This is a genomic window from Algoriphagus aurantiacus, assembly GCF_035156405.1.
Classification (GTDB): Bacteria; Bacteroidota; Bacteroidia; order Cytophagales; family Cyclobacteriaceae; genus Algoriphagus; species Algoriphagus aurantiacus.
On the sequence record NZ_JAXRUT010000023.1, the window covers coordinates 31,050 to 56,529 of the forward strand.

Annotated in this window: 16 protein-coding genes; all 16 read left to right on the forward strand. The window is 35.1% G+C overall.

Annotation, left to right across the window (positions count from 1 at the left end):
• Positions 1-297: 297 nt before the first annotated feature.
• Positions 298-8,052, forward strand: a complete 7,755-nt coding sequence (locus SYJ56_RS19530; RefSeq protein ID WP_323837096.1) for a PKD domain-containing protein — start codon at positions 298-300, stop codon at positions 8,050-8,052.
• 381 nt (positions 8,053-8,433) lie between these two features.
• Positions 8,434-9,879: an oligosaccharide flippase family protein gene (locus tag SYJ56_RS19535; RefSeq protein WP_323837098.1), complete on the forward strand. Its 1,446-nt coding sequence runs from the start codon at positions 8,434-8,436 to the stop codon at positions 9,877-9,879.
• The gene (locus tag SYJ56_RS19540; protein WP_323837100.1) at positions 9,879-10,859 is read left to right on the forward strand and encodes a glycosyltransferase family A protein; all 981 of its coding nucleotides are present in this window, start codon (positions 9,879-9,881) and stop codon (positions 10,857-10,859) included. Before SYJ56_RS19535 ends, SYJ56_RS19540 begins: the two co-directional genes overlap by 1 nt.
• Positions 10,860-11,516 (forward strand): CatB-related O-acetyltransferase, encoded by a 657-nt coding sequence (locus SYJ56_RS19545; protein ID WP_323837102.1) that lies wholly within the window; start codon positions 10,860-10,862, stop codon positions 11,514-11,516. It abuts the gene before it with no gap.
• 27 nt (positions 11,517-11,543) lie between these two features.
• On the forward strand, positions 11,544-12,959 hold the full coding sequence (locus tag SYJ56_RS19550; protein WP_323837105.1) for a hypothetical protein: 1,416 nt from the start codon (positions 11,544-11,546) through the stop codon (positions 12,957-12,959).
• Positions 12,959-14,095, forward strand: coding sequence for a glycosyltransferase family 4 protein (locus tag SYJ56_RS19555; protein ID WP_323837107.1), 1,137 nt, complete (start codon positions 12,959-12,961; stop codon positions 14,093-14,095). Before SYJ56_RS19550 ends, SYJ56_RS19555 begins: the two co-directional genes overlap by 1 nt.
• Positions 14,092-15,651 (forward strand): glycosyltransferase family 2 protein, encoded by a 1,560-nt coding sequence (locus SYJ56_RS19560; protein WP_323837108.1) that lies wholly within the window; start codon positions 14,092-14,094, stop codon positions 15,649-15,651. The genes SYJ56_RS19555 and SYJ56_RS19560 overlap by 4 nt, the downstream gene beginning before the upstream one ends.
• Positions 15,648-16,643, forward strand: a complete 996-nt coding sequence (locus SYJ56_RS19565; protein ID WP_323837110.1) for a glycosyltransferase family 2 protein — start codon at positions 15,648-15,650, stop codon at positions 16,641-16,643. Before SYJ56_RS19560 ends, SYJ56_RS19565 begins: the two co-directional genes overlap by 4 nt.
• A gap of 18 nt (positions 16,644-16,661) precedes the next feature.
• Positions 16,662-17,783: a glycosyltransferase family 4 protein gene (locus SYJ56_RS19570; RefSeq protein WP_323837112.1), complete on the forward strand. Its 1,122-nt coding sequence runs from the start codon at positions 16,662-16,664 to the stop codon at positions 17,781-17,783.
• 2 nt (positions 17,784-17,785) lie between these two features.
• The gene (locus tag SYJ56_RS19575) at positions 17,786-18,502 is read left to right on the forward strand and encodes a class I SAM-dependent methyltransferase (RefSeq protein ID WP_323837114.1); all 717 of its coding nucleotides are present in this window, start codon (positions 17,786-17,788) and stop codon (positions 18,500-18,502) included.
• The gene (locus tag SYJ56_RS19580; protein WP_323837115.1) at positions 18,477-19,610 is read left to right on the forward strand and encodes a glycosyltransferase family 4 protein; all 1,134 of its coding nucleotides are present in this window, start codon (positions 18,477-18,479) and stop codon (positions 19,608-19,610) included. Before SYJ56_RS19575 ends, SYJ56_RS19580 begins: the two co-directional genes overlap by 26 nt.
• A complete protein-coding gene (locus tag SYJ56_RS19585; RefSeq protein WP_323837117.1) occupies positions 19,607-21,022 on the forward strand; it encodes an O-antigen ligase family protein in 1,416 nt (471 codons plus the stop codon). Before SYJ56_RS19580 ends, SYJ56_RS19585 begins: the two co-directional genes overlap by 4 nt.
• A complete protein-coding gene (locus tag SYJ56_RS19590) occupies positions 21,022-22,341 on the forward strand; it encodes a phenylacetate--CoA ligase family protein (RefSeq protein WP_323837119.1) in 1,320 nt (439 codons plus the stop codon). Before SYJ56_RS19585 ends, SYJ56_RS19590 begins: the two co-directional genes overlap by 1 nt.
• Positions 22,341-23,534 carry a glycosyltransferase family 4 protein gene (locus tag SYJ56_RS19595; protein ID WP_323837121.1) on the forward strand — a complete coding sequence of 398 codons (1,194 nt, stop codon included), beginning with the start codon at positions 22,341-22,343 and terminating at the stop codon, positions 23,532-23,534. The genes SYJ56_RS19590 and SYJ56_RS19595 overlap by 1 nt, the downstream gene beginning before the upstream one ends.
• Positions 23,531-24,421 (forward strand): NAD-dependent epimerase/dehydratase family protein, encoded by an 891-nt coding sequence (locus SYJ56_RS19600; RefSeq protein WP_323837123.1) that lies wholly within the window; start codon positions 23,531-23,533, stop codon positions 24,419-24,421. The genes SYJ56_RS19595 and SYJ56_RS19600 overlap by 4 nt, the downstream gene beginning before the upstream one ends.
• 4 nt (positions 24,422-24,425) lie before the next feature.
• Complete coding sequence (locus SYJ56_RS19605; protein ID WP_323837124.1) at positions 24,426-25,478, forward strand: glycosyltransferase family 4 protein; 1,053 nt, start codon at positions 24,426-24,428, stop codon at positions 25,476-25,478.
• The last annotated feature ends 2 nt before the right edge of the window (positions 25,479-25,480 follow it).

Here is a 25,480-nt window from a genome sequence, read left to right on the forward strand (position 1 = left end):
TTACTCCGTATATGTTAGATATTGGATTTTTTAGGCCTTATTCAGATTTGGAAAAGTTGTTCGCCTAGCTTTTTTTATTTGATTGTCCGTAAATCCAACATGGAGAAGAATCAAAGAAATCGAAAAATATGTTGTGGATTTTTAATAACGATAGCCATCTTTTCAGTTAAGGTTCATCAAGAGTCACTGTCATCTATATTGTCTGTTATTTGACCATAGTTAGTCGTTTTCATAGAATATTGCTTATTTTAACAAATGCTTAAAATCAGTTCATCAATTTTAAATTTTAGGTACTTATTGCGAATTATTGCAGTATTCTTACTCTTTTTACTTGAGACAGCTGATTTATTTTCTCAAAACATTATTACAATTAGAGAGGGGTTTCCATATTGCGAATCCTTCGAAACCTTAACTCCCAGAGCTAATACAGTCATTGATGGATCTAGACGAGAGGATGAGAATTATGTTTCTGCTATTCCTAAGCTAACGGGGAATTCGCTTCAGCTTACATCTAATTTGCCGGAGGAAAGTGGTCATGTCTTTATTGATTATCCATTTGCTTCCAATAGGGGGGTAAAAGTTTCTTTTGAATACTCTAGTTATGGTAAGACAAAGACTGAAGGAGCAGATGGGCTCAGTTTTTTTATGTTTGACGGTTCAATAGACCCTAGCACTTTCGAAATAGGCGGAAAAGGTGGTGCTTTAGGGTATACTCCCAGGAAAGCAGAATCTTCTCCTGGAATTTATGAGATGAATGAACCAGGCTTAAAAGGAGCATACTTGGGTATTGGTTTAGATGAATTCGGCAATTTTGGAAATCATTATGAGAATAAGCGTTATGGATTTTTAGGGAAAGATCCTATGGATCCTATTAGCAGTTGGTCTTCTCCTCCAACTCCTATTGATCGTTTTAAGCATACTGTTGTTCTTAGAGGACCTGTTATGGCAAATGATATCAATCGGAATGATGCTTTTAATTATAGTAGTTATGAATTTATTACGGGTAAGTTTTTAGCTGAAAATGTCTATCCTGGTGTGGACTCGAAATACCTTACTCCTGTTGGTTCTCCTGTTTTCACAATTGATACAAATAGTGATGAAGCTATTTTTGATTGTAACACAATTGGCTATCGAAAAGTATTTATTGATTTACAACCGGATCCTATTTCTGGATATAAAGTAAATGTTTGGATGCTTGTCAATACAAGTGGTACACCTCAACTGATCAATGTAATTGAAGATGAACCTTATCCCTTCATACCACCACCTTTTTTAAAGATTGGTTTTGCAGCTTCTACTGGTGGCTCAAATAATTTTCATGAAATCAAAAATGTTTCAGTTGAGGTTTCCGAGTCGGAAGGTCAGGATCCTATTTCCTTAGCCTACGTTGAGGAAGTTTGTCAAGGAGGGGAGCTCGAATTCCAGATTAACCCTACAGTAGAAGACGATGCTTACATTAGGTGTATACAGTTATACCCTACCATTGCTGAAGCGAATGCTGCCAAAAACTCCGCGGATTTGATTAATTCTGCACAAACCTTTGATTGCGGTATATCAGGTAAATGCTTTATTGAATTATGTGATCAAGATCTATTGACTGCTCCTACAGAGTTTGGAGATTTTGAAACCTTCATGGAAGAAGATAATGATGGGAATTTCACTCAAAAAATTAGATTTCAATCTTCGGGGATATTAAGTACTACAGGTCAAGTAACCGTCTATTATACAGTGATAGACAATTTCGGACAAATGTCAGCACCTCAATCAATCACAATTGATGTAGTGCCACTTCCGGAGCCACAAATTAGCACCATAGATCCATTGACTTGGGAAGAATCAGAGATTGATGAAATTTATGTAACACTTGAGGCAATGCCTAAAGGTTCAGCCTATCAATGGTTTAAAAATGGCATTCCGGTTCCAGGAGCTATTGAAGAAACGTTTCTGGTTCAGGGAAATGAAGGGATAGGAGCATACACAGTTGAAGTAACTACCGAGGAAGGCTGTGTTGGTCTTTCATCAGAGGAGGTTAAAATTTTATTAATTTCTGATATTAGCCCTGAACATGTGACTAACCGGGAAACTTGTTCAGATGAAGGAGCTTTAACAATCCAGTTTGACCCCTCCAGCCTGGTTGGCGACGAAAAGTGGCAGATCGTTAATTCTGTGGGTGAGCAGATTTATCCTGTAGCGGGGGTGTGGAGTTTTTTCAGTACAGAACAATTAAGCACAGGACAAGTAGTTGTTAGCAATCTCTTAACTGGCGATTATATTTTCCAAGTTGGTGATTCTTTTAGGGAAGGACAACTTGGAAGTGATGGAAACCCACTATTTAGACATCAAATACCTTTCACAATAGAACCTATTGAATCTCCTGTTGCAATTAACCTCACAAAAGTAGATGAGATTTGTTATGGGGAAGGTGGAAGTATTTTCGTAGAATCCTCTGGTGGATTAGGGTTATATACCTATGAGCTCTATAAGGATGGAACTTTAGTTATGGAGAGCACACCTTCCTTATCACAATCTAGTTATGAATTTGTTGATGTTCCTGTTGGAATTTATGAAATTATAGTAACTAGTGGAGATAGATGTCAAGCATTTGAAACTGCAGAAATTCTTCCGCAAGTGCCAATAGACGTCGAAGTTTCTAATTTTAAAAATATCACTTGCACAGATAATGATGGTTTTATTGAATGGATTGCGAGTGGAGGTTCTGGTGTTTATTCTTTTGTTTCCTTAAGTAGGGATGGTAATGTTTTGGATGAGAGTGAATTTATTCTAACTCAAAACGGGGAGAATTCATTTACTACAAGCAATTTGTCTGTTGGTATTTACACACTAGTGATTTTGGATGATCAAGGTTGTTCTGTTAACTCAACCTCAAATCAGCTAATTTCCTCTGAACCTAAACCAGAATTATCAATTGATTTCCCAGAGGAAATATGTGAAGGGGAAGATGTTTTATTGGAGGCATCTTTAATTAATTTTGGCTTGATTACCAATCCGGAATATACTTGGATATCCCCTTGGGGTGATAGGATCACTAATGATGTCACTATTAATGGAGTTGATTTTTCTCCTAGAGATCATGATAGCAATCCTTTAACCCCTCCGTATTTATCAATTTCTGGGTTAAATAGTGGAACATATGAATTTTCCCTTGAAATGAGTGGTGAGAATTCATGTGATCCAATTTCAGAAATTTCTTTGAAAGTTAATGCTGTTCCCCAAGCTGAATACTCGACAGTTACTGTTTCTTGCTTTGGGGGGGCAGACGGACAAATTTCCGTAGGAAGTATTGAACCGCCAACAGGAGATTTTTCCTTTACATTATTAGAAACAGGGGAAAGAAATTCCACTGGAAATTTTAACAATCTTCAGGCTGGAGATTATACTATACGCATTAAAGATATTTCAGCGTCTTGTTACTCTGATAAAATTGTTCAAATCAACCAGCCACCATTTCTCGAGATAAATGAAATTGACAAAACTGATGCGAGTTGTGGTGAGAATAATGGAGAGATCAGTTTTGAAATTATGGGAGGGTCTCCTGATGCCTCATGGAATTATGACATTACAATAAATGGAAATAATCAGGCATCCTTTGGTGCTGATTTCGTCGAAACTTCCGATGGTATTTTTACATTATCCAATCTTGCACCGACCAATTATCAAATAGAGGTTTCCGATTCTAGAGGTTGTCCTATAGAGCTTTCCATTTCTTTAGAAGATATACCCACTCCGGTATTTGATGTAGAGGATACAATCATCTGCGTAGAAACGGATGCCATCCTAACGCCAATAACAGTTAGTAATATTATTGGCGCTTCTCCAATATTTGAATGGTTTGTAGAGGACATAAACAACCCTGGGCAGTATATTCAAATTAACAATGGGGACGGGGATGGTGAAATTTCATATTCTATTAATTCAGGGATTCTAACGATATCAGGATTACTTAATTTAGATAGTCCTTATACCTATTATTTAGGTGTAACGGGAGATCAAATCTGCACTTCGGATTTAATTCCAGCTCAGATCGAAGTCATACAATTACCGAATGCAGAATTTTCATCATTGAATGTTTCTTGTTTTGGTGGATCAGATGGTCAAATTATCCTGAATAGTATAGAGCCAACTGGTAATTTCACATTTACTATACTTGAAACTGGCGAAACCAATACAATTGGATCTTTTTCTAATCTTTCGGATGGAAATTATACCATTCGAATTAGAGAAGATGCAGCTAATTGTTTTTCAGAAGAAGTTATAGAAATCAAACAGCCTGACGAGTTAATTATAACTGATCCGCAAGCGACGAATCCAACCTGTGGACAATCAAATGGGAGTATCCAATTTGATATCACTGGCGGAACCCCGGACTATGAGATTTTAGTCAATGGAAACCCAATTTCTGATTTTTCTTCAAGTATAAGTGGGACCACTGTTGAACTCAAAAATCTATCTCCTGCTACCTATAGTGTCTTGGTACGTGATGCCAATAATTGCGAACTGACTGCATCTAATTTGATGACTCTTGAAAATGACGATGGAGTAGAGGTTAACATGAATCCACTTAATGAGGTGGTTTGCGTTGGCGCAGATGCCGTTTTGATTCCAACATATTCTACATCCCTACCAGTTGTACCAGTTCTCAAATGGTACAGAGACTCTACATTGACGCAGAGCATTACAAATGGAACTGATGCAGCAGGTGTAGGTTATCAGATTGACTCAACGAATGGTGAATTGACTATTCAGGATCTTCAGATTGGTGACTATACATATTATGTCGAAATATCTGGTCCAGGAATTTGTTCTAAAGTCGAAACGGCAACCGTAGAAGTATTTCCCGAAATCACTGCTACAATAGAAGTTAAAGATGTAATTTGTTTTGGAGATTCTAATGGAAGTATACAGATTTCACCTGCAGGGGGTAATGGGAATTTTGAAGTTAGTTTAAACAGTTCACCATTTACGGCGTCAACTTCCTACACAGACTTACCGGCAGGTTCTTATACGGTTGCAATTCGAAATGATGTAGGATGTTTAACTGAAATAGAAGTTGAAATCCTTGCTCCATCTGAAGCTATTTCCATCAATAATCCAACTATCATTAGAGCTTCTTGTGGATTGGAAAATGGAAGCATAAGCGACCTCGTTATTTCAGGGGGATGGGGTGATTATAATGTAGAATGGCGAAAAGGTTCTGCAACGGGACCACTTGTAACAGGGGGATTAACTGGCGCAGTAGATCTGACTCCAGATACTTATTTCTTATTAGTTTCAGATTCAGAAGGCTGCTCAGCTGAATTTCCTTTGGTGGTAGAACAGTCATCTGATCCCGTTTATGCAGTTGTGCCTCCCATTAACTCATGCACAGGCAGTCCTGTGGAAATCCGCCCTATTCACATTGCACCAGATCCTACACTTCCTCCGGCTGCTGCAACAGAGGTGAGGTGGTATACCGGTCCAGGCCAGACAGGTCTTATTCAGAATGGCCCGGACCCATCTTTAGATGGCGTTACTTATACCATAGATGACACCGATTGGCTGAATCCTGAGCTATTGGTCGAAGGACTACCAGCAGGTGCTTACAAGTATTACTTTTACGTAGTTTGCACTGGGCAGGAAATTGAAATTGAGGTAATTGCATATGATACTCCTGATGTAGAACTGGAAACTGATAAAATCACATGTTTTGGAGATACTAACGGTAAAGTTCAGGTTATATCAGGAGCTGATCCTTCTTACACTTATAGCATAGATGGAGCAACACCTATATCCTTGACTGAACTTGAATCACAGAGTTTCGTCACAGGGAATTATACTCTTGTAGTAGCAACTCCTGCTGGATGTGCGCAGGATTTGAACTTTGTAATTGAAGGTCCTGCGGCACCACTAACTGCCTCCCCGCTTACTAAAATCGATCCGGGATGCGGAGCTCTAAATGGCAAACTGATACTTACAATTACTGGAGGATGGGCACCTTATTCACTTGAAGTATTCAAGAATGGAATTAGTGAAGACATCATCACTACATCAGAATCCAATATAACACTTGATGAGTATGCAACAGGAGTTTATAAAATCGAAATCACTGATGTGGTAGGTTGTGTGATAAGTACCAATGAAGTTACGTTAGTAGATGGCCCAACACAGGTATTAGTCACACATGAGGTGATTTGTGAAGGTGAAGTAGCAACTTTAACTCCTACTTTAGATCCTGCGGCAAGTGGGTCAACATTCCAATGGTTCATTGACCAAGGATTGACTCAAGAAATCACCAGTAGCCCTAATCCAACTGCAGATGGAAGAATATATCAAATAAATGCAGGAACAGGTACTCTCACAATAGCAGGATTAACTCAGACTGCAATACCAATTACCTATTATGTAACTGCATCAGGTCCTACAGTATGTCCTGGATTTATTGGTCAGGGAAGTGTAATAGTAGGAGGATCTCCAGCAGCTACAGCTCTGGTTGTGGATGAGGTATGTTTTGGGGACGGGGGAACAATTACTGTAAATGCTAGTGGAGGCTCTGGCAATTACACATACAGCTTGAACGGCGGAACCTTTGGTTCTTCTAATGTATTTGATGTCGACCCAGGTACTTATTCAATCGAAGTTAGATCTCAGGAAGGTTGTAGCTATACGCTTGATGATGTTGAGGTGATCGGTCCACCCGCGGTCTTAAGTATCAACTCATTGCTTCAGGATAATGCATCTTGCAGTCTTGACAATGGAGAAATCAGATTTAATATTGAAGGAGGATATACTCCATACAGCGTTTCTTATTCCAAAAATGGAACCAGCGCAGGTATTATTACCTCTCCCGATGGAAAGATTAGGATTTCAAATTTGGGTCAAGGTACTTATTCATGGACAATTACCGACTCACAGGGTTGTGAACTGATTTCTAGTAGCCCTATAACCATTACTGAAGTGCCAACAATCATCACAGCTAACGGCGATCAGATCTGTGAAGGCGAAACGGCGGAATTGATCGCTTCTGTTCCTCAAAATATCCCGGACCCCCAATTTACTTGGAGCTTTGATTCGGAGGGAAACAATCCAATTATACCTGGAGAAGTAAATGGAGTTACTTATGATGTCGGACCGGATGGGCAGTTGAACATTACAGGCTTGCTTGGCTCAGGATCACCCTATACTTACTATGTCTCTGCAACCGGAACTGGCATTTGTGGACTTTCTCCAAAACCAGTATTGGTAACCATGAGCCCAGTCGCAAACCTTAAAGTATCCAACCCTTCTGTTGTATGTGATCCAAATGGAAGAGTAGATCTTACGGATTACATAGAGGGATTCAATTCAGCTGTTTACGATTACAATGTGCTTAGCCCTTCTGGATCTGCAATGCAAATCGACGAGATTGAAAATGTGGCAGTATCGGGTGATTATAGAGTAAGTAGTTCCTTAAAGGGATCCAGCTGTTGGAATCAACCTCAACGAATTAGAGTTTTAATTGCGGAGACAGAATTAATAGCAAGTTTCGAATATGAAGTTGACCTTGGAGGAGGAAATGTGATTACTAACGGAGATGTCCAAATTCTTGAAGATGTCCAATTCCAAGACCTAACACAAGGAAATGCAATTCTATGGAATTGGGACTTTGGAGATGGTAGTACCTCCGCAGAACAAAGCCCTGTTCATCAATTCCAGGAAAAGGGCACTTACAACGTGATCTTGACCAGCATCGATAACATAGGGTGTCAATCTGATTTCCAAATTATCGTAAATGTATTTGATGATTACATGGTGATTGTACCAAATGCATTCACTCCAGATGGAACCAAGAATCAATTCTTCAAACCCCAGTTTAGAGGAATAGCAAGTATTGAATTCTATATTTTCAACACATGGGGCGAATTGATTTATGAAGCCAAATCTCTTGAAGATATTGGGTGGGATGGAACCCTCAACGGTGTGACTACTCCTAATGGAAATTATGTTTATCGTGGAAGATTTATAAGTAGATCTGGTGAAATTATTGAAAAGTCGGGAGTATTCGTCTTAATAAGATAAATCTTTGTAAATAATCTTACGATTAAGGTCACTACAGTAATTGATCATATTAGCTTATTTGAATTCTTAAATTTGTTGAAAAAATCATAATGCTAAATTGTAGAGATAGCTGCTTAAAATGGTTTAATTATAAAATATGTAGGTTAGAAAAACCTATGTTATTTATTCTGAAATTTATAAAATTATAAAGCAATGCCTACCTACTTATCTACCAGTAGATATTTAAAAACACCATTAGATATAATAAACTCAAGAATTTAAACTATTTATTCACCAAGCTCTTCGGTCAATCTCAAGTAAGTAAATAACATTATTGCTACATTCTGGGAAATCATATTTAATAATACTAATTCTAATGCATATTATTTTTTACTGTAGGTAATGGCATCAACAAATGTTGTCAGTGCAGCTAAGTCAGTACTAATTGGGAGTTTTATATCTAAAGGGATATCATTTCTAAGTTCTATAATTCTCGCTCGAATTCTACTTCCAGATGATTATGGTTCATTAATATTAGCAACAATAATTACTGGTTTGATTGGTCAAATAGGTAGTATGGGTTTTGAACTCTATTATTTACAATATAAAGGAAGTGATTCTGAAAAATTATTTGTATTAAATCAAGTTTATATTTTGAGATTGATTACAAATTCGATAATATTTCTTGTTCAATCACTTTTAGGTTTGTATTTAATATTTTTCATGGAAAGTGAAGTTAGTGGTGGAATTATTATTATGCTTGCAGTATCATTATTGATAGAAGCATTCAACTCACCTCAAGAAGCAATCTTAAAGGATAAAATTGATTTTAAGAGAATTACTGTTGGAAATATATATAGAGAAGTATTTGGAACAATAGCGAAAATTTCGGCCGCTTTTCTTGGTTTAGGAGGTCTCTCGTTTGGGTTTGGTCCTATAATAGGTAGTTTGACAAGGCTAATATATTATAGAAATATTGTAAGTTACAAGCTAGATGATTTTCAGTTAGATAAAAATAAAATATCTGAAATTTTCAAATTTGGCAAACACTTACTATTTGCATCAATAGGTAGTTATTTTGTTCAACAAATAGATAAAATTATTATAACCAGTTTCTTTTCAAAAGAAGATGCGGGTAAATATTCTTTTTCTTGGAATATTGCTGCTATGCCTTTTAATTATTTAATTGTTCCACAAGCACAATTAAATTTATCTTACATAACAAAATTTAAGCAAGGTGACTTCAGTCTTTTTGAAAAACTTTCAATAGTTCAGAAGATGATTTTCACATTCTTTTTTCCCGTAATTCTTTTTCTAATTCTTTTTGTTGAAGAAGGTATTGTTTTATTATTCACTGAAAAATGGATTGATACCACTCCAATAGTGTCTATATTGTTAGTCTATTATACTTTTCAATCGATAACATTTCCTTTCAGCGGAGTAATAAATGGACTAGGGAGACCTGAAATAAACTCTAAAATAATCATTATCAGATTTTGTGTTCTGGTACCTGCTCTCTTAATTGCTGTTTTCTACTTTCCAGGTATGTTAATTTATACATATATATTTGTTTTGATATCCTTAATATTTGATTTTTTAAAGATGATATTTAGTTTCAAATTGATTGATGGTTTGAATAAGCAGGCTATAGGTCGGTTATGGATAGAGTTGTTGTTTTTCTTTCTGATTTTAATTGTCTCTTTTATTAATTTTGATAGTAGTATTTTCAAAATATTGACATTTTTCGGTTTAAATTTTCTGTTTATTAGTCTTTCGTTGGTTTTTAACAGGCAAATGTTTTTTGAGTCATTTCTCTTATTTAAGAGAAGTATTATTTCAAAGATATAATGAGGAAGGGTAAGAATCCTATTTTAACAAAAAAAATTAATAAGAAATCTGGTTATCATAGAATTTTAATTCCAGTGTATATACCAGATTTAAATGGATATTATTCAAATTCATTTGAAGTTTTAAAGCTTTGTATTAGTAGTTTATTAAGTACTGTTCATGAAAAGTCTTTGATTACAATTATTGATAATAATTGTTGTTTAGAGGTGAAAAATTATTTAAATGACCTAGTAAGAAACCGTAAGGTTAATCAAATAATAGTTAATTCTGAAAATAATGGGAAAATAGATCCAATTGTTAGTATACTTAAAGGAACTCATGAGAATTTAATTACTATTACAGATGCTGATGTATTGTTCGCTTCTGGATGGCAAAGTGAAGTAGAAAAATTGTTTATTGATTTTCCAGAGGCTGGTATGGTTAGTCCTTTGGGAATTCCTTCGTTTTATTCTTATTTTTCAGCTTATTCTTGGTTTTATGGTATTTTAAAATATAAGATTGTTAGAGAGTATAATGACGATTTGTCTTCTGTTATTAAATTTAATGAGAGTATTGGTAGGCATCGTAGTATTAATTCGATTGAAAGTAACCCAATTTATATAAAGAATGGAAATTCAAGAGCCATGTTGGGAAATGGGCATTTTTGCGTTACAATAAGTAAAGAAGTTATCCCCTATATTCCTCTTAAATTATCAGGTAGTCAATTTAAAGGTGCTGAGGTCAATTTTATTGATTACCCGGTTGTTTTGGCTGGATTTATGCGAATTGCAACTCCAATGGGTCACGTATATCATATGGGAAATGTTTCAGAACAATGGATGTATGAGTTATTAAATGAAAATAAGTGTAATATTAATTATTTTAATATTCCGCCAAGAAAGAAAAGTATGTTTGTGTACTTATTTGGGGGTTTCCTGAGAAAAATATTTTTGAATTCATCATTTTTAAAATTTCTTGTTAAACATATTTATAAGTTGTAAATGATTACAATTGCTAAAAATATATTATATTTTGTAAAGTTTCGAATACAGAAATATTTCTTTTTACAGACTCGAAAGAAAGAACAAACAATTATTGATAAATCTATAATTGGATTTAAAAATGTCTTATTTGAAGGAAGAAATATTGTTCCTGAAAATTGTAAATTTTTTGGTAAGATTATAATTGGGTACAAGTCTACTTTAGGCTCCAGTAATTATTTTCATGGTAATATTTCAATTGGTAAATATTGTCAGTTGGGCAGTCATGTTGCAATTCATTCTACAAGTCATCCTCTTAATTATTTAACTACTTACGTTAATAGAAATCTTTTTAATGGAGAATTGACTAATCTAAAAACCGTTGAAACAATTAATATAGGGCATGATGTTTGGATAGGCCATGGCGCAATAATTCTTGGTAATATTCGAATCGGTAATGGTGCTATCATTGGAGCCGGAGCCGTTGTAAATAAAGACGTTAAGCCATTTTCTGTAGTTGCTGGCGTACCAGCAAAACTTATTAGGATGAGGTTCCATGAAAATATTATACAGGAAATAGAGGATCTCTCTTGGTGGGACTTGTCTGAATCAGATTTAGAAGCCCATAAAACCTTATTTTTTAAGGATTTTTCAAATAAAAATTCTATATATAAGTAAATTACCTATTAAGTATAATAAATTGTAATGAAAAATAATAGTATAAAAAAAGTTTTTATTTTATTACCAGATGGAATTGGATTAAAGAATTTTGCATTTAGTGAATTTTCTAAGATAGGAGAGGCGAAAGGTTTTTCAGTTATATTTTGGAATAAAACTCCGTTTAACTTACATGAACTGGGTTTACATGAACTTGAGTTGCCTAATTATAAACCTTCTTTTTTAACTTCGATACTTAAAACTGTAAAGTCTTACATTTATTTAGATTTTTTTACTAACAAATTTAATGATTCTACTTTTCAGTCTTATAAACAAAAGAAGCTTTTTTCTTTTAAAGAATTTAAATCGTTTTTTAAGTTTATTATATTTTACATATTTTATTTAATATTTAAAATAATTGGTAGAAATAAAATTCAATCATTAATTAATAGCATTGAGAGAAGAACTAAATATTATTCTGTCTGTAAAGCACAGTTGTTAGTTGAAAAGCCTAGCTTCATTTTTTGCACTAATCAACGTCCCGTCACTGGAATTTCTCCATTATTAGCCGCATCAGATTTGGGCATACCAACATCAACTTTTATCTTTTCATGGGATAATCTACCAAAGGCTACAATGGTCGTTAAAACTGATTATTATTTTGTTTGGAGTCTTTATATGAAGAAGGAGATTTTGAAATATTATAATGAAATAAAAGAATCTCAAATTATGGTAACTGGTACACCACAGTTTGAATTTTATTTCAATGATAATAATATACTCCCAAAAGAGGAATTCTATTCTCAGTATAATTTAAAATTAGACCAAGAATATATTTGTTTCTCTGGCGACGATATCACTACAAGTCCTTACGATCCCATTTATTTAAGAGATTTAGCTAATTCTATTTCCTTGTATAATCAACATGTTGATAAGAAAGTAGGTATTATTTTTAGGAGATCTCCTGTGGATCTTTCAAATAGATATCAATCGGTCTTAGATGACTTTAGAGACTTAATTCACCCAATTGATCCTGTATGGATTAGTTTTGGAAGTGTGTGGAATGAAATAATGCCTACAAGGGAAGATATAAAGCTCCTTACCAGCACGGTTTATTATTCTAAATTTGTTGTTAATTTAGGATCCTCTATGGTTTTTGATTTTATTATTTATGGAAAGCCTTGTTTTTTTGTAAATTATAATCCTAATGTTAATGATGATAATTGGTCAGTTGAAAAAATTTATAAGTATATCCATTTTAAATCAATGCCATCTATTGACTCAGTAATTTGGATAAATAGTTCGGATTCTTTTACAGAGAAAGTACGATTGATTTTGAATTCTAATAGTAAATTAGATTTATCTGAAACCAAAAAGTGGTTTGATAAAATTGTATCTGTTCCACCACCTGAAACCTCTTCAAAATGTTGGGATTATATTATCCAAATAATTCAATCTAAATAATGTATATCTCTTTTATTACCTCTGAATACCCTCATCCCAAAATCGGTTTATCTGGGGGGATTGGAACAAGTATATTCACATTGGCAAATTTGCTCACTAAAAGCGGTATTCATGTTAATGTTGTTGTTTATGGAATGAAAAGGGATGACAGTTTTGTGGACTGTGGTATTAATTTTTTTTTAGTTAAAAATGTAGTCGTTAAAGGGCTGTCCTACTTTTATACTGTAAAAAAGGTTCAAAAACTTATTACATTATTAATAGAAAAACAAGAATGTGACTTTGTGGAGGTTCCGGATTGGACTGGTTTTTCTGCATTTTTAAATGTGGATGTGCCCGTTGTCATGAGATTGAATGGTAGTGATTCTTACTTTTGCCATCTTGAAGGAAGGAAAGTTAAGTTTTTTAATAGATATCTAGAGCGAAGAGCATTTAAAAGAGCTGATTCAATTATTTCTGTAAGTGAATTTACAGGAAAAACTACTAATAATATTTTCGGTTTCAATCGTAAGTTTGTTATCATTCCTAATCCAGTAGATGTTTCAAAATATTCGAATTTTCATTTTGATGATATTACTCCAGGTAAAATTCTATATTTTGGCACATTAATTAGGAAGAAGGGTCTTTTTGAATTACCCTATATTTTTAATGAAGTTGTGAAGAATTTTCCTAATGCTAACCTTGATCTTATTGGGAAGGATTCTTTTGATATTCAAACGGGAAATCCTTCCACATGGGATTTAATTAGGCCACTTTTTACTCCATTAGCTTTGGAAAGAGTAAATTATTTAGGCCCAGTAGAATATTCTAAAATTCAAGATTACATAGATAAAGCATGTGTTTGTGTGTTCCCAAGTTTTGCCGAAGCAATGCCTGTTTCATGGTTGGAAGCAATGGCAATGAGTAAAGCAGTCGTAGCAAGTGACGTGGGTTGGGCCCCAGAAGTAATAGATGATGAAATTGATGGGTTTTTAGTAAATCCAAAGGATCACATTAAATATGCTAGCAGAATTGTATCTGTTTTGAATGATCAAAATATGCGACGTTTGATTTCCCTTAATGCTCGTCGTAAAGTAGAAAGTACATTTGCTGAAAAAAATGCCTTAGTTACTTATATTAACCATTATAGTTCTTTATGATTGTTATTTGTCATTCAAATGGTAAAGTTACAGATGTTTCTAATTTCAGAAGTAATTTAAATTTAAATTTGGAAAATTTAAATAAGTCCCTTAGTTCTGTTGTTTTTAATTATTCTTCCCTTTTTCCTTCTGAAACTATAGTTTGGTGCGAAGTTGAATTTAAAGAGTTAATCAATCTTGAATACATATACGAAAATCTTGAAGCCTCTAATATTTTATTAAGCTATTCTGTATCTGGCAAGTATATACTTGATAGTAGAATTCAATTTATAGATACTACTTTTTTCTCATCCCCTTGTAGAAATACCAAAAGTACCACTTATATAATGAGTTCAGAGGTTGGCTGTGTGTCTGCCATTGTTCTAAATAATTATAAATATTTACATAATTCATCGAAAGATGATGATTTTGATTTTATTCTTTGTTCTATTTCTAAAGTATTTCATCCATCTGGGTTATTTAGTTATTCTGAGCCGAAACTGGTTAATTGTAAAGGGAGAATAACTAAAGTAAATCTTGGAGATATTTATGTGGTTTTTAAGTTTGTCAGTCAGCATTGGAAGAGAAAATGGATAGTATTTTTGTTCATATCTTTATTGTTAAAAGAAAAGAATTTTTTTATTCTGCCTTTAATTGTTTCATTTTTTTATAAAAGAAAATTGAACAATATTATTAATATTTTCCCTTTGAGAAATGTTGAAAATAGAAATAACAATAATCATAGTTTTAAATCTGTTGATGTTATAATACCTACTATTGGTAGGAAAGATTATGTAGAGAGATTTTTAAGTGACCTTTCCTATCAAATATTGCTTCCAAAGAATGTTATTATTATTGAGCAAAATCCCGTTTTAAATTCTAATTCTGAACTGGATTTTCTTAATTCCCAAATATATCCTTTCAATATTATTCATCGTTTTATCCATAAGACAGGTGCATGTAATGCTAGAAATATTGGTCTTGAGTTGGTAGAAAGTGAATGGGTTTTTTTAGCAGATGATGATATTAGCATTGCTAAAACATTTTTCGATAACTTTTTCAAAAATCCAATTCTTAGGTCTGACCGTGCCTTTTCTTTTAGTTGTCTAAAACCAAATGAAATTAAAAAGTTTTCAATTCCTATTCAATGGGATACCTTTGGTGGAGGATGTAGTATTATTCCTAGTTCAATACTGAGTAAGGTTAAATTTGATACCAAATTTGAATTCGGATTTGGTGAAGATTCCGACTTTGGCATGCAGATAAGAAAGTTAGGCGTGGATATTATATATCTTCCTGTTCCCGAAATTGTACATTTTAAAGCTCCTATAGGAGGGTTTAGATATAAAAGGGAGTTTTTATGGGATGGTGAACCTTTAACCCCCAAGCCTTCTCCAACTGTTTTTCTTTTTTTCCTTAAACATAAAACTAATATTCAATTGTATTCATTTAAATTTTTCCTGTTTTTGGGATATTATCGGAATCAAAGTGTGAGAAATCCAATTAAGTATTATTTTCAATTTAAAAAACAATGGATATTGAGTCAAAAGTATGCTCTAAAATTGATGGATCAATGAAATTAAGTGTTATCATTTGTACCTTTATGAGAGTAGAATCTCTGGAATTAATCTTAGATTCGATTGACAAACAAAATAGACTTCCTGATCAAGTAATTATTGTTGATAGTTCCTTTAATGATTCTTGTAAAAAATTAGTTGAAAATTCTAATTATTCTTTCGTTTATAGCTATACTTTGGTCGGAGAGGAATTCCGTGGCTTAACCCTTCAAAGAAACTTTGGGATTTCTAAGGTAGATTCTTCTATGGATCTAGTCTCTTTTTTAGACGATGATTTGGTTTTAAAAGCTGATTATTTTGAGAAGATTGTTTCCACCTTCCAAAAGTATGAATCGGCGATTGGTGTAGGTGGTATTGATCTTGTAGAAAACACTTTCTTTGAAACTGATAAAAAATCTCCTTCTTTTTTTTATTATGAGCTAGATGGTTGGTTTATAAAGGAATCTTTAAGGAATCTAGTAAGAAAGTCCTTCGGCCTTATGTCAAATAAGCAACCATTTGTTGTTCCTCCTTATGGTCATGGTAGGTCTGTGCTACCCCCTAATGGAAAGGTTTATGCAGTGGAGCACTTTATGGGTGGTATTGCAACTTATAGATTATCCTTGTTTAAGGAAATTTCATTTTCCGAATATTTTCAAGGTTATGGCCTATATGAAGATTTTGATTTTTGTGTAAGAGCTTTAAAATTTGGTAAACTTTACATCAATACCGCAGCGCAAGTCTGGCATTATCATGATGATTCTGGTAGACCTAATTTTTTTAAATATGGAAAAATGGTTGTAAGAAACGGCTGGTTTGTCTGGAAATTAAGGTTTACTAACATCAGTGCCATTAATGTTTTTAAATGGCACATGATTACTTTGTTACTTGCGAATCTTAGGCTTGTTAATTCTATTTTAGGCCCTAACCGTAAAAAAGCATTTTTAGATTATTGTGGTCGTATGGTAGGTTGGGTATCATTATTTTTTGATTCACCTAAAATTGTTAGATAGATTATTTTATTATTTTAAATGAGACTTCTTATCGTTACTCATGTTTCTCATATTTATTTTGAGAATAAATATTACGCTTATGGTCCATATATTCGTGAGATGAATTTATGGGGCAAATATTTTGATGAGATTATAATAGTTGCTCCACTTAAATTAAATGATAAGCCATCTACTATAGATCTTTATTATTTAAATAATAATATTAGATTTATGTCTATATCAGAGTTTAATTTTACAAATTCTTCTGAAATTATTAGAGCCATTTTCATTTCTCCACTTGTTATATACAAGATTTTTAGGGGAATGATCGTATGTGATCATATTCATTTGCGATGTCCTGGAAATATGGGCCTCTTGGGATGTCTGATTCAGGTTTTTTTTCCTTGGAAAAAGAAAACTGCAAAATATGCTGGAAACTGGGATCCTAAAAGTGTTCAGCCTTTTTCATATAAACTTCAGCAGAAAATTCTGAACAACTCGATTATTACCAAGAACATGAAGGCGCTGGTGTATGGAAATTGGTCTGGACTTTCCAAAAATATCTTACCTTTCTTTACCGCTTCTTATTCTAATTCAGATATAGTAGTTTTGGAAAAATCTATGCCTAAGACGGGAAATACTTTGAATCTGATTTTTGTCGGGAGTCTAGTTTCTGGTAAAAATCCACTCATCGCATTGCACTCCCTTAAGCTTTTGGTTGATAGAGGATATCAAGTTCATCTCAATGTTTGTGGAAATGGAGATCAGTATGATCTGTTAATGGAATACATAGAGAATAATAATCTTAATAAATTTGTCAGCCTCACTGGAAACGTCAATGCTATAGAGCTAAAAAACCATTACCAAAAATCTCATTTTCTTATATTTTTGTCGGACAGCGAAGGTTGGCCCAAAGTTGTCGCTGAAGCTATGTTTTTTGGTTGTCTTCCGCTTACCACTTCCGTGTCTTGTGTTCCCGACATGCTGGGGTATGGAGAGCGAGGAGATTTGATTCATAAGGATTCCAAACAGGTTTTGGAGTCAATCGAATATTATTTTGAAAACCCTGAGGAATACCAATTAAAATCTAATAAAGCCAGAGTATGGTCAAATCATTATACTTTGGAATTATTTCAATCTGAAATTTCTAAGTTAATTTAAGCATGTACAAAGAAGGCGTTTATTTTACTGATATCACCCGTCATCAAGAAGATACTGATTCTAAGGTTATGGCGATTTCCCGCTTGCTTTTCCCAATTTTGTCTCAACTCAAAATTCCTGTTTATTCTTATGCTGATGTGGGTTGTGGATCAGGCGGAGTGATAAAAGCTATGAAGGAGAAATTGAAAGTGGAAGGGTTTCAGGTTAGAAATATCCAAGGATTTGACATCTCTCCCCATGTTGCCCAGCTCAAAGAGGAGGGAATCGTATTTAAAATGGCTGACTTCATTTCAGAAGGAGAATTGATGGATTTGGTTACGCTAACTGATGTATTTGAACATGTTCCCGATCCCGTCAATTTTATTAAAGGGATCGCAAAAAATGCCAAAATCATAGCATTCCACATACCATTGGATGACTGTGTGAGTGTAAATTTTAGAAATCTCCAACGGGCAAAAATTAAAAATCCAGGACATTTGATCTTTTTGAACACAAATTCAGCTTTAAACCTAATCACTCAATCAGGTCTTAAAATTTTAGATTACGATTATTCCCTTGAAACATTGTCTGCACCTTCAAACAATGAGACTCTTTTACAAAAAATTTCCTCTCCTTTAAAATTGGTTATTTCCAAAATCAGTCCTTGGCTATTGGCTAAATTATTTGGTTTCAGTTTGGTTGTGATTGCAAAAAATGAAAACATCAACACTCCTGACTAGACCAATTAAAGTAGTTCAGCTGGTGGATTCCCTGGATCTAGGGGGGACCGAAAGGATGTCTGTCAATATAGCTAATTCTTTGCCTAATTTTGGATATGAAAGCCATCTGCTGGTCACAAGGAGGTTGGGTGGATTGGCCTCATTTGTGCAGGAGAAAGCGAATTTGAAAGCTTTCAACAAAAAAAGCAAATTCGATTTCTTGGCTTTTTTCAGGTTACTTCTACACTTGAGAAAAATTTCCCCTACGATTTTTCATGTTCATCAGACTTCAATATTCTGGGCAATTCTGCTTAAATGGTTTCTTCCACAAACTAAATTGATTTGGCATGATCACTTCGGTCAAAGCGAAATGCTAAAAATATATTCGAGGAAGGAAATGAACTGGATGATGCCTTATATTGATGCTGTCATTACAGTAAATGACAGAATCAAAGACTATTGGAAGGAAAGATTTCCCAGTCGGGCAAATTCAATATATTATCTAGCGAATTTCCCTGAATTTATTGAAATCGAAAGAAATCCATCGCAAGAGGGAATTCTATATATTATTAATATTGCCAACATCAGGAAGCAAAAAGATCAACTCACCCTTCTTGATGCACTTGGATTAATCAAACAAAAGGGGTATAAATTTAAAGTTGATCTTATTGGAGAATTCGTTGAACATGAATGGCTTGAATTAGTGAAAAATCGGATAATTGACCTTCGCCTGGATAAGGAAGTGCAAATTTTAGGTCCCGTTAACCACCTTATTCCGTACCTGGAAACTGCTCATATAGGTATCTTAAGTTCAGAGTCGGAAGGATTGCCCGTGGCTCTTTTAGAATACGGTATGGCAGCACTTCCTACAATTGTTACTCAAGTGGGTCAGTGTGATGAAGTTTTAGGCTATGGAAAATATGGATGGGTTGTACCACCAAAATCTGCTATCCAACTTGCCTCAGCTATTGAAGAGGTGATTTTGGATCCATTTAAAGCAGAATTTATAGGCCGGGAATTTAAAGCTCATATCCAAAAGAATTATGGCCCAAGAAATTTTATGTGCGAATACCAAGGAATCATTTCACACTTGGAAAGTGTTCGGGGAAGTAAATTCAAAGCAGTATGATTAAGCGGATTATTCTTTCTCACAACTACTTTTTTTGGATAATATTCCACATCATCCTTGGAATTGTATCCTCAATATCTCCTTATGGATTAATTATCTGGTTCTATCTGGTAGTAGGGACTTCCTTTTTCATGATTGTTAGATTGAAAAGCATTTTTCCTTACATCGCTTTTATAACTTATCTGATTTCATTTGAGCTATTGGCGAGGATGTCACAAACCTCACCTTTCATACCCTATGAACTGGGTAAATATCTTCTATGCTTTATGTTGATTTTGGGAGTGATTAAATACGGGCATAAAAATTACCTGGGATTACTTTTGGTTTTACTCCTTGTTCCTGCAATATTTTTTGATTTATCCGGAAAAGTGGACAGTCAAGCCTTAGTTTTTAACTTATTGGGTCCGATTAATGTTGGACTGGCAGTCTGGTTTTTTTATGGAAAAAGCATTACGAAACTTCAATTAATTAAGTTACTTAGAATTAGCCTTTTTCCACTTATAGCTGTTTTATTTTCTACTATATTCAAAACACCATCTTACGATAACTTGGAATTCACTTTAGGTGCAAATTTTTCTACCAGTGGAGGAGGTGGTTCAAATCAGGTATCTACAGTTTTAGGCTTAGGCATTTTTATTTGTTTTTTATTTTTAATAAATAAATGGAAGATAACAGGATTTAGAATTATTGATTTTTTCCTTTTTTTTCTATTTGGTTTTCAAGGACTTCTTACTTTCTCTAGAGGTGGAATTATTGGCGGAGTTATTGGAATTTTGATAATTTTTCTGTTTGTTTTAACGAGTGCGGAGTCAGAAAAAAAGAGATTTAAACTTCCTCGACTTGGAAAAATATTATTGACAGCAACCATTTTAATCATTATAACTTTTCAAGTTGCAGACAATTTAACTGGTGGTTTATTGGGATTAAGGTATTTGGGAGAGACTGAAGGGACATTGGCTGGAACTAAAGAAAAGTCAATAGATTCAATTACAACTGGAAGATTTAATATTTTTATTGAAGATATAGCGCTTTGGGAGGAAAATGTGGTGTGGGGTGTTGGTGCAGGTAGTTCTTCATTTTTAAGAACAGAAAGCCAGTTTTATTTTTCTCATGTAGAGTTAAGTAGATTGTTGGCAGAGCATGGGATATTTGGACTGATTTATTTTTTAATTCTTGTCTATATCATGTTTAGATTGATTTTGTCTAAAAGACCGCCGATGGAAAAAGGGATCTTAGTTGCATTTTTCATTATTGCAATTTACACCACATTTCATGCAGCAATGAGAACATACCTAACACCTTTGTTTATCGGATTGAGTTTAATGGAAATAAAAATGCTGAAACCCAAATCAAAGGTTTCTAAAGAAGAAATAGAAAAGAATGTCAATCAAAATTTCAGACCAGTTCTTTAATGTTTACAATAGAAAGATTGTTGAGACTGAAAAAATATCCTCTTAACGAGGCTATAAATGAACTACGAGTCATTCAGTCTTTTTCAAAAGAGGAATATTACACATGGCAAGAAAATAAAAAATGGGAATTGGCTAAGTTTCATTTCCAATATAATCCACTTTACAAAAAAATGGTTGGAAATTACCTCCCTGAAACATGGAGTGACTTGCCGATTGTCCATAAAAAAGACCTCCAAAAAAATCCTGATCTCTTACTTTCAAAAGGGCTTAAAAAAGAAGATTTCCATTTTGGAAGTACGTCGGGATCTTCAGGGATCCCTCTAAAATTCGCCAGAGATAAATTCAGCCATAGTATAACTTGGGCTCTGATATTGGATAGATACAGCAAGCTGGGCATTTCTTCGTCCGACCTACAGGCAAGGTTTTTTGGGATTCCGTTGATTAAATCGGCCTATTACAAGGAGCGTGTTAAGGATTATTTAATGAACAGATATCGATTTGTTATATTTGATATCTCGGACTCTGCATTAGATGGATTCATTCAAAAATTCAGAACAACACCTTTCAAATACTTATACGGTTATACCAATTCTCAACTCACTTTTGCAAGGCATCTCAAATCAAAAGGATTGACACTTAAAGAACTTTGTCCTACTGTTTCTGGTAGTATCGTCACCAGCGAGCAATGTACTGATGAGGACAAAGTGTTTTTGGAGGAAGTATTTCAGATTCCGGTTTACAATGAATATGGCGCAGCAGAGGTGGCCTTTCTCGCTATGACTGACCCATCAGGTGTAAGAAGATTATCTAACGAAACAGTTTTATCCGAAGTGTTGGATGATGATGGTGAAGTAGTAGGTGAAGGAGAGACTGGCAGGCTTATTTTTACTAATCTATTCAACACTGCTATGCCCTTTATACGTTATGAGGTAGGCGATTTTGGGGCCATCCAAAAAGATCCTATTTTAATACAGGACAAATTGATAGGTCTGCAAGGAAGATTGAATGATAAGGTAATGTTGCCTTCTGGTAAAGTGGCAGCAGGATTCTCCATCTACTATGTTTCCAAACATTTGATGAGCACTTTTGGCCACATCCATGAATATCAGGTGCAGCAGCTAAGTTTAGGAAAATTTCTCATATTCATTGTGATGGACCGTGAACTTGATGATTTTGCAATTAAATCCATCCAAACGGCCTTTGATACCTATCTGGAAAAAGGCCTTGAAATTGAAATTAAGAAGGTCGAATACATCAACCGGGAGAAATCAGGAAAGCTGAAACATTTTATTTCCCATTTGAGGCAAGACGGCAAATAATGAAGATCCTTTATTTCTACCAATACTTTGCAACATCCAAAGGAAGCTGGGGAACTCGCATTCATGAGTTCACCCGGGAATGGGTGAAAAAAGGACATCATGTTACTGTGGTAACCAGTGTCTATTCCAAATCTGATGTTTTGGCATCCAAGTTTATTGATACCCAATACTTTGATGGAGTCAAAGTCATTATTATCAATGTCAGGATCGATAACCGTCAACCCTTCCTCAAACGGATTTTTTCCTTTTTGACCTATTCTCTGCTTTCTTGTTGGTATGCTCTTACCTATCCTGCCCAAGTGGTGATTGCGTCCAGCGGACCGATTACTGTCGGGATTCCTGGATTGATTGCAAAGCTGATCAGAGGGAGGAAGCTTGTCTTTGAAAGCCGGGATTTATGGCCAGATGGTGCAATTGAACTTGGTATAATCAAAAACTCAGTGATGATCAAGGCTGCTCGGTGGTTTGAAAAGTTGTGCTATCGTTCCTCAGATCTAATCGTCGCCCTTTCCATAGGGATGGAAAAAGAGATTATGGCAAAATCCCCCGATCGAAATGTGATTACAGTGACCAATGCAGCAAACATTACGCTTTTTTCAACTCCAAGGCCTTTTCCAGCAAAACTTGGAATTCGCCCTAAAACCTATGCTATCTACACCGGAAATATCGGAGAGGTAAATAATTCACTTTGGTTGCTTGAAGCCGCAAAGGTTCTTCAGAAAAAAGGATCTTCGTTGAAGATATTGATGATAGGAGAAGGGCAACAGCGTGAATTGATTGATCAGCAGATCAAGGATCATAAGTTGGAATCCCTTCTTCGTTGGCCTCTTATGCCTAAAGAGAATTTGGTGTTTTTGGTTCAACATGCGCTCGTTTCACTAGTTCCGCTAAAAGGAACTCCTGTTTTGGATACGTCCTCCCCAAATAAGTTTTTCGAATCGCTCTCAGCCGGAGTACCTGTCGTTCAGAATACCCAAGGCTGGATGAAAGACTTTTTGGTCGAACATCAAGTTGGTTTTACCCTTCCTCCAAATGATCCGGAAGCACTGGCAGATCTGCTGATTTCTCTTGCTTTAGATCCGGAACATCTTGCTGGAATGAAAGACAGGGCCTTGAAAATTTCCAGCATTGAGTTTGATAAAAACAGGCTGGCAGAAAGAATGATTACTGCAATCGAATCCATTGTAATATGAAATACCTCCTAACTGGTGGGAACGGTTTTCTGGGAAAATATTTAGCAAAAAGCCTTGCATCCAAAGGTGAGTTGATACAGCTTGGGCGATCTTCTCAATCGGATATTTATGTGGATTTTTCAGGGGAAGTTCCCTCAGTACCCGAGGTCGATATGGTGATCCATGCCGCAGGGACTGCTCATTTCATTCCCAAAACTTTAGAAGAAAAAGCGCTCTTTCACACAGTTAATGTTCAAGGTACTGAAAAGCTCCTGAAACGAATTTCGGGAAATATCAACAAACCAAAAGCATTTATATTCATCAGTTCAGTTTCAGTGTATGGCCGAGACACTGGAGCGTTAATTACAGAAGAGGCTCCTCTTTTGGGGACTACTCCTTATGCTGTCAGTAAAATCCAGGCTGAACGACTGATTGTAGAATGGGGGGAAAAGGAAGGGATTTCCACTTTTATCCTCAGATTGCCTTTAATAGTTGGCGAAAATGCCCCAGGTAATCTTGGTGCTATGCATAAAGCTATTCAGGCTGGCTATTATTTCCGTGTGGGAAATGAGGATTCCTGCAAATCCATGGTTCTGGCAGAGGATGTTGCTAGATTGGTTCCAACCCTAACAACTTCCAAAGGAGGAATTTTTAATCTTACAGATGGCGTAGATCCCAAGATTTCGGACTTAGATAGTGCCATGGCCGACAAATTGAATAAAACTGTAAGAGTGATTCCACAGACCTTTATCAAACTATTGGCAAAATTTGGGGACACAATTTCAATGTTTCCAATTAATACATACAGACTCGAAAAACTAACCGGCCATTTGACTTTTGATTGCAGTAAAGCAAAACAGGAACTCAATTGGTCTCCCAAACCTGTCCTGAGCTGGTTTTCAAATTAAGCAAATGGTAAAAATTTTATTTTTAGGCGAAACCTATCGTGCAGATGCCAAAAGCTGGATAAAGGGTATAGAACGTGAATCGAAAACCCAGCTGGAAACAATGGAAATTAGAAGAAGCAATTCTAGACCTGGAAGGATATTCAATTCACTTCTGTTTTTCTTTCAAATTCTGAAAACCCGCTTCGGATCCAAATACGACCTTGTATTGGCAGAAAGAGCCACGAGCTATGGGATGTTTTCTCTTTTGGTTCATGCGAAAGTCCGAATTGTTGCCCAACAGGGAATTACAGATGCATTTCCCGAAGAGGGCTTTTCGGGTTTTTATAAGCGAATTATTCAGCGCTTGGTTTATCAAAAAGTGGATATGATCCATGCGTGGGGACATGTGATGTCCTATGCTATGCTTAATTCAGGAGCAGCACCGCATAAAATTCTTGTTTTACCTAAAGGTATTGATTTGGATCTTTATCGATTTTCCTATCCTGATAAAACTTCCGACCGCTCTTTAAGTTTGATTGTCACACGCTCTTTATTTGAACTTTACAGACATGAGGATATCCTGAAAAGTATTTCTATCCTTAGAGATAATGGTTTTAAAGTCAAGGTGGTGTTGGTGGGAGATGGACCCGAGAAACCAAAACTTGTCAAACTCTGCAGTGAATTGAACATACAGGATCAGGTGAACTTTACGGGTTTAATCGCAAATGATAAACTACCGGAATTGCTCAGTCAATCTTCTTTTTATGTCGCTTTCCCGACAACAGAGGGAGTCTCCAGCTCTTTGTTTGAAGCAATGGCAACAGGTTGTTTTCCAATAGTTTCGGATCTTCCTGCCAACCAGGCCTTTTTATCCCAAAAAAAGAACGGAATTTTAGTTCCCGTTGAAAATGTTTCCCAGCTTGCCGATTCAATTCGATATGCAGTCGAACACCCCGGTATGGTGGAAAGGGCAATTTGGAGAAACAGGAAATACATAGAAAAACAAGTAGATTTTAAAAAGAATATGAATGTGATTTATCAGAGATATTTAAGTTTATTAGCTAAAAAATCCGCCTGATT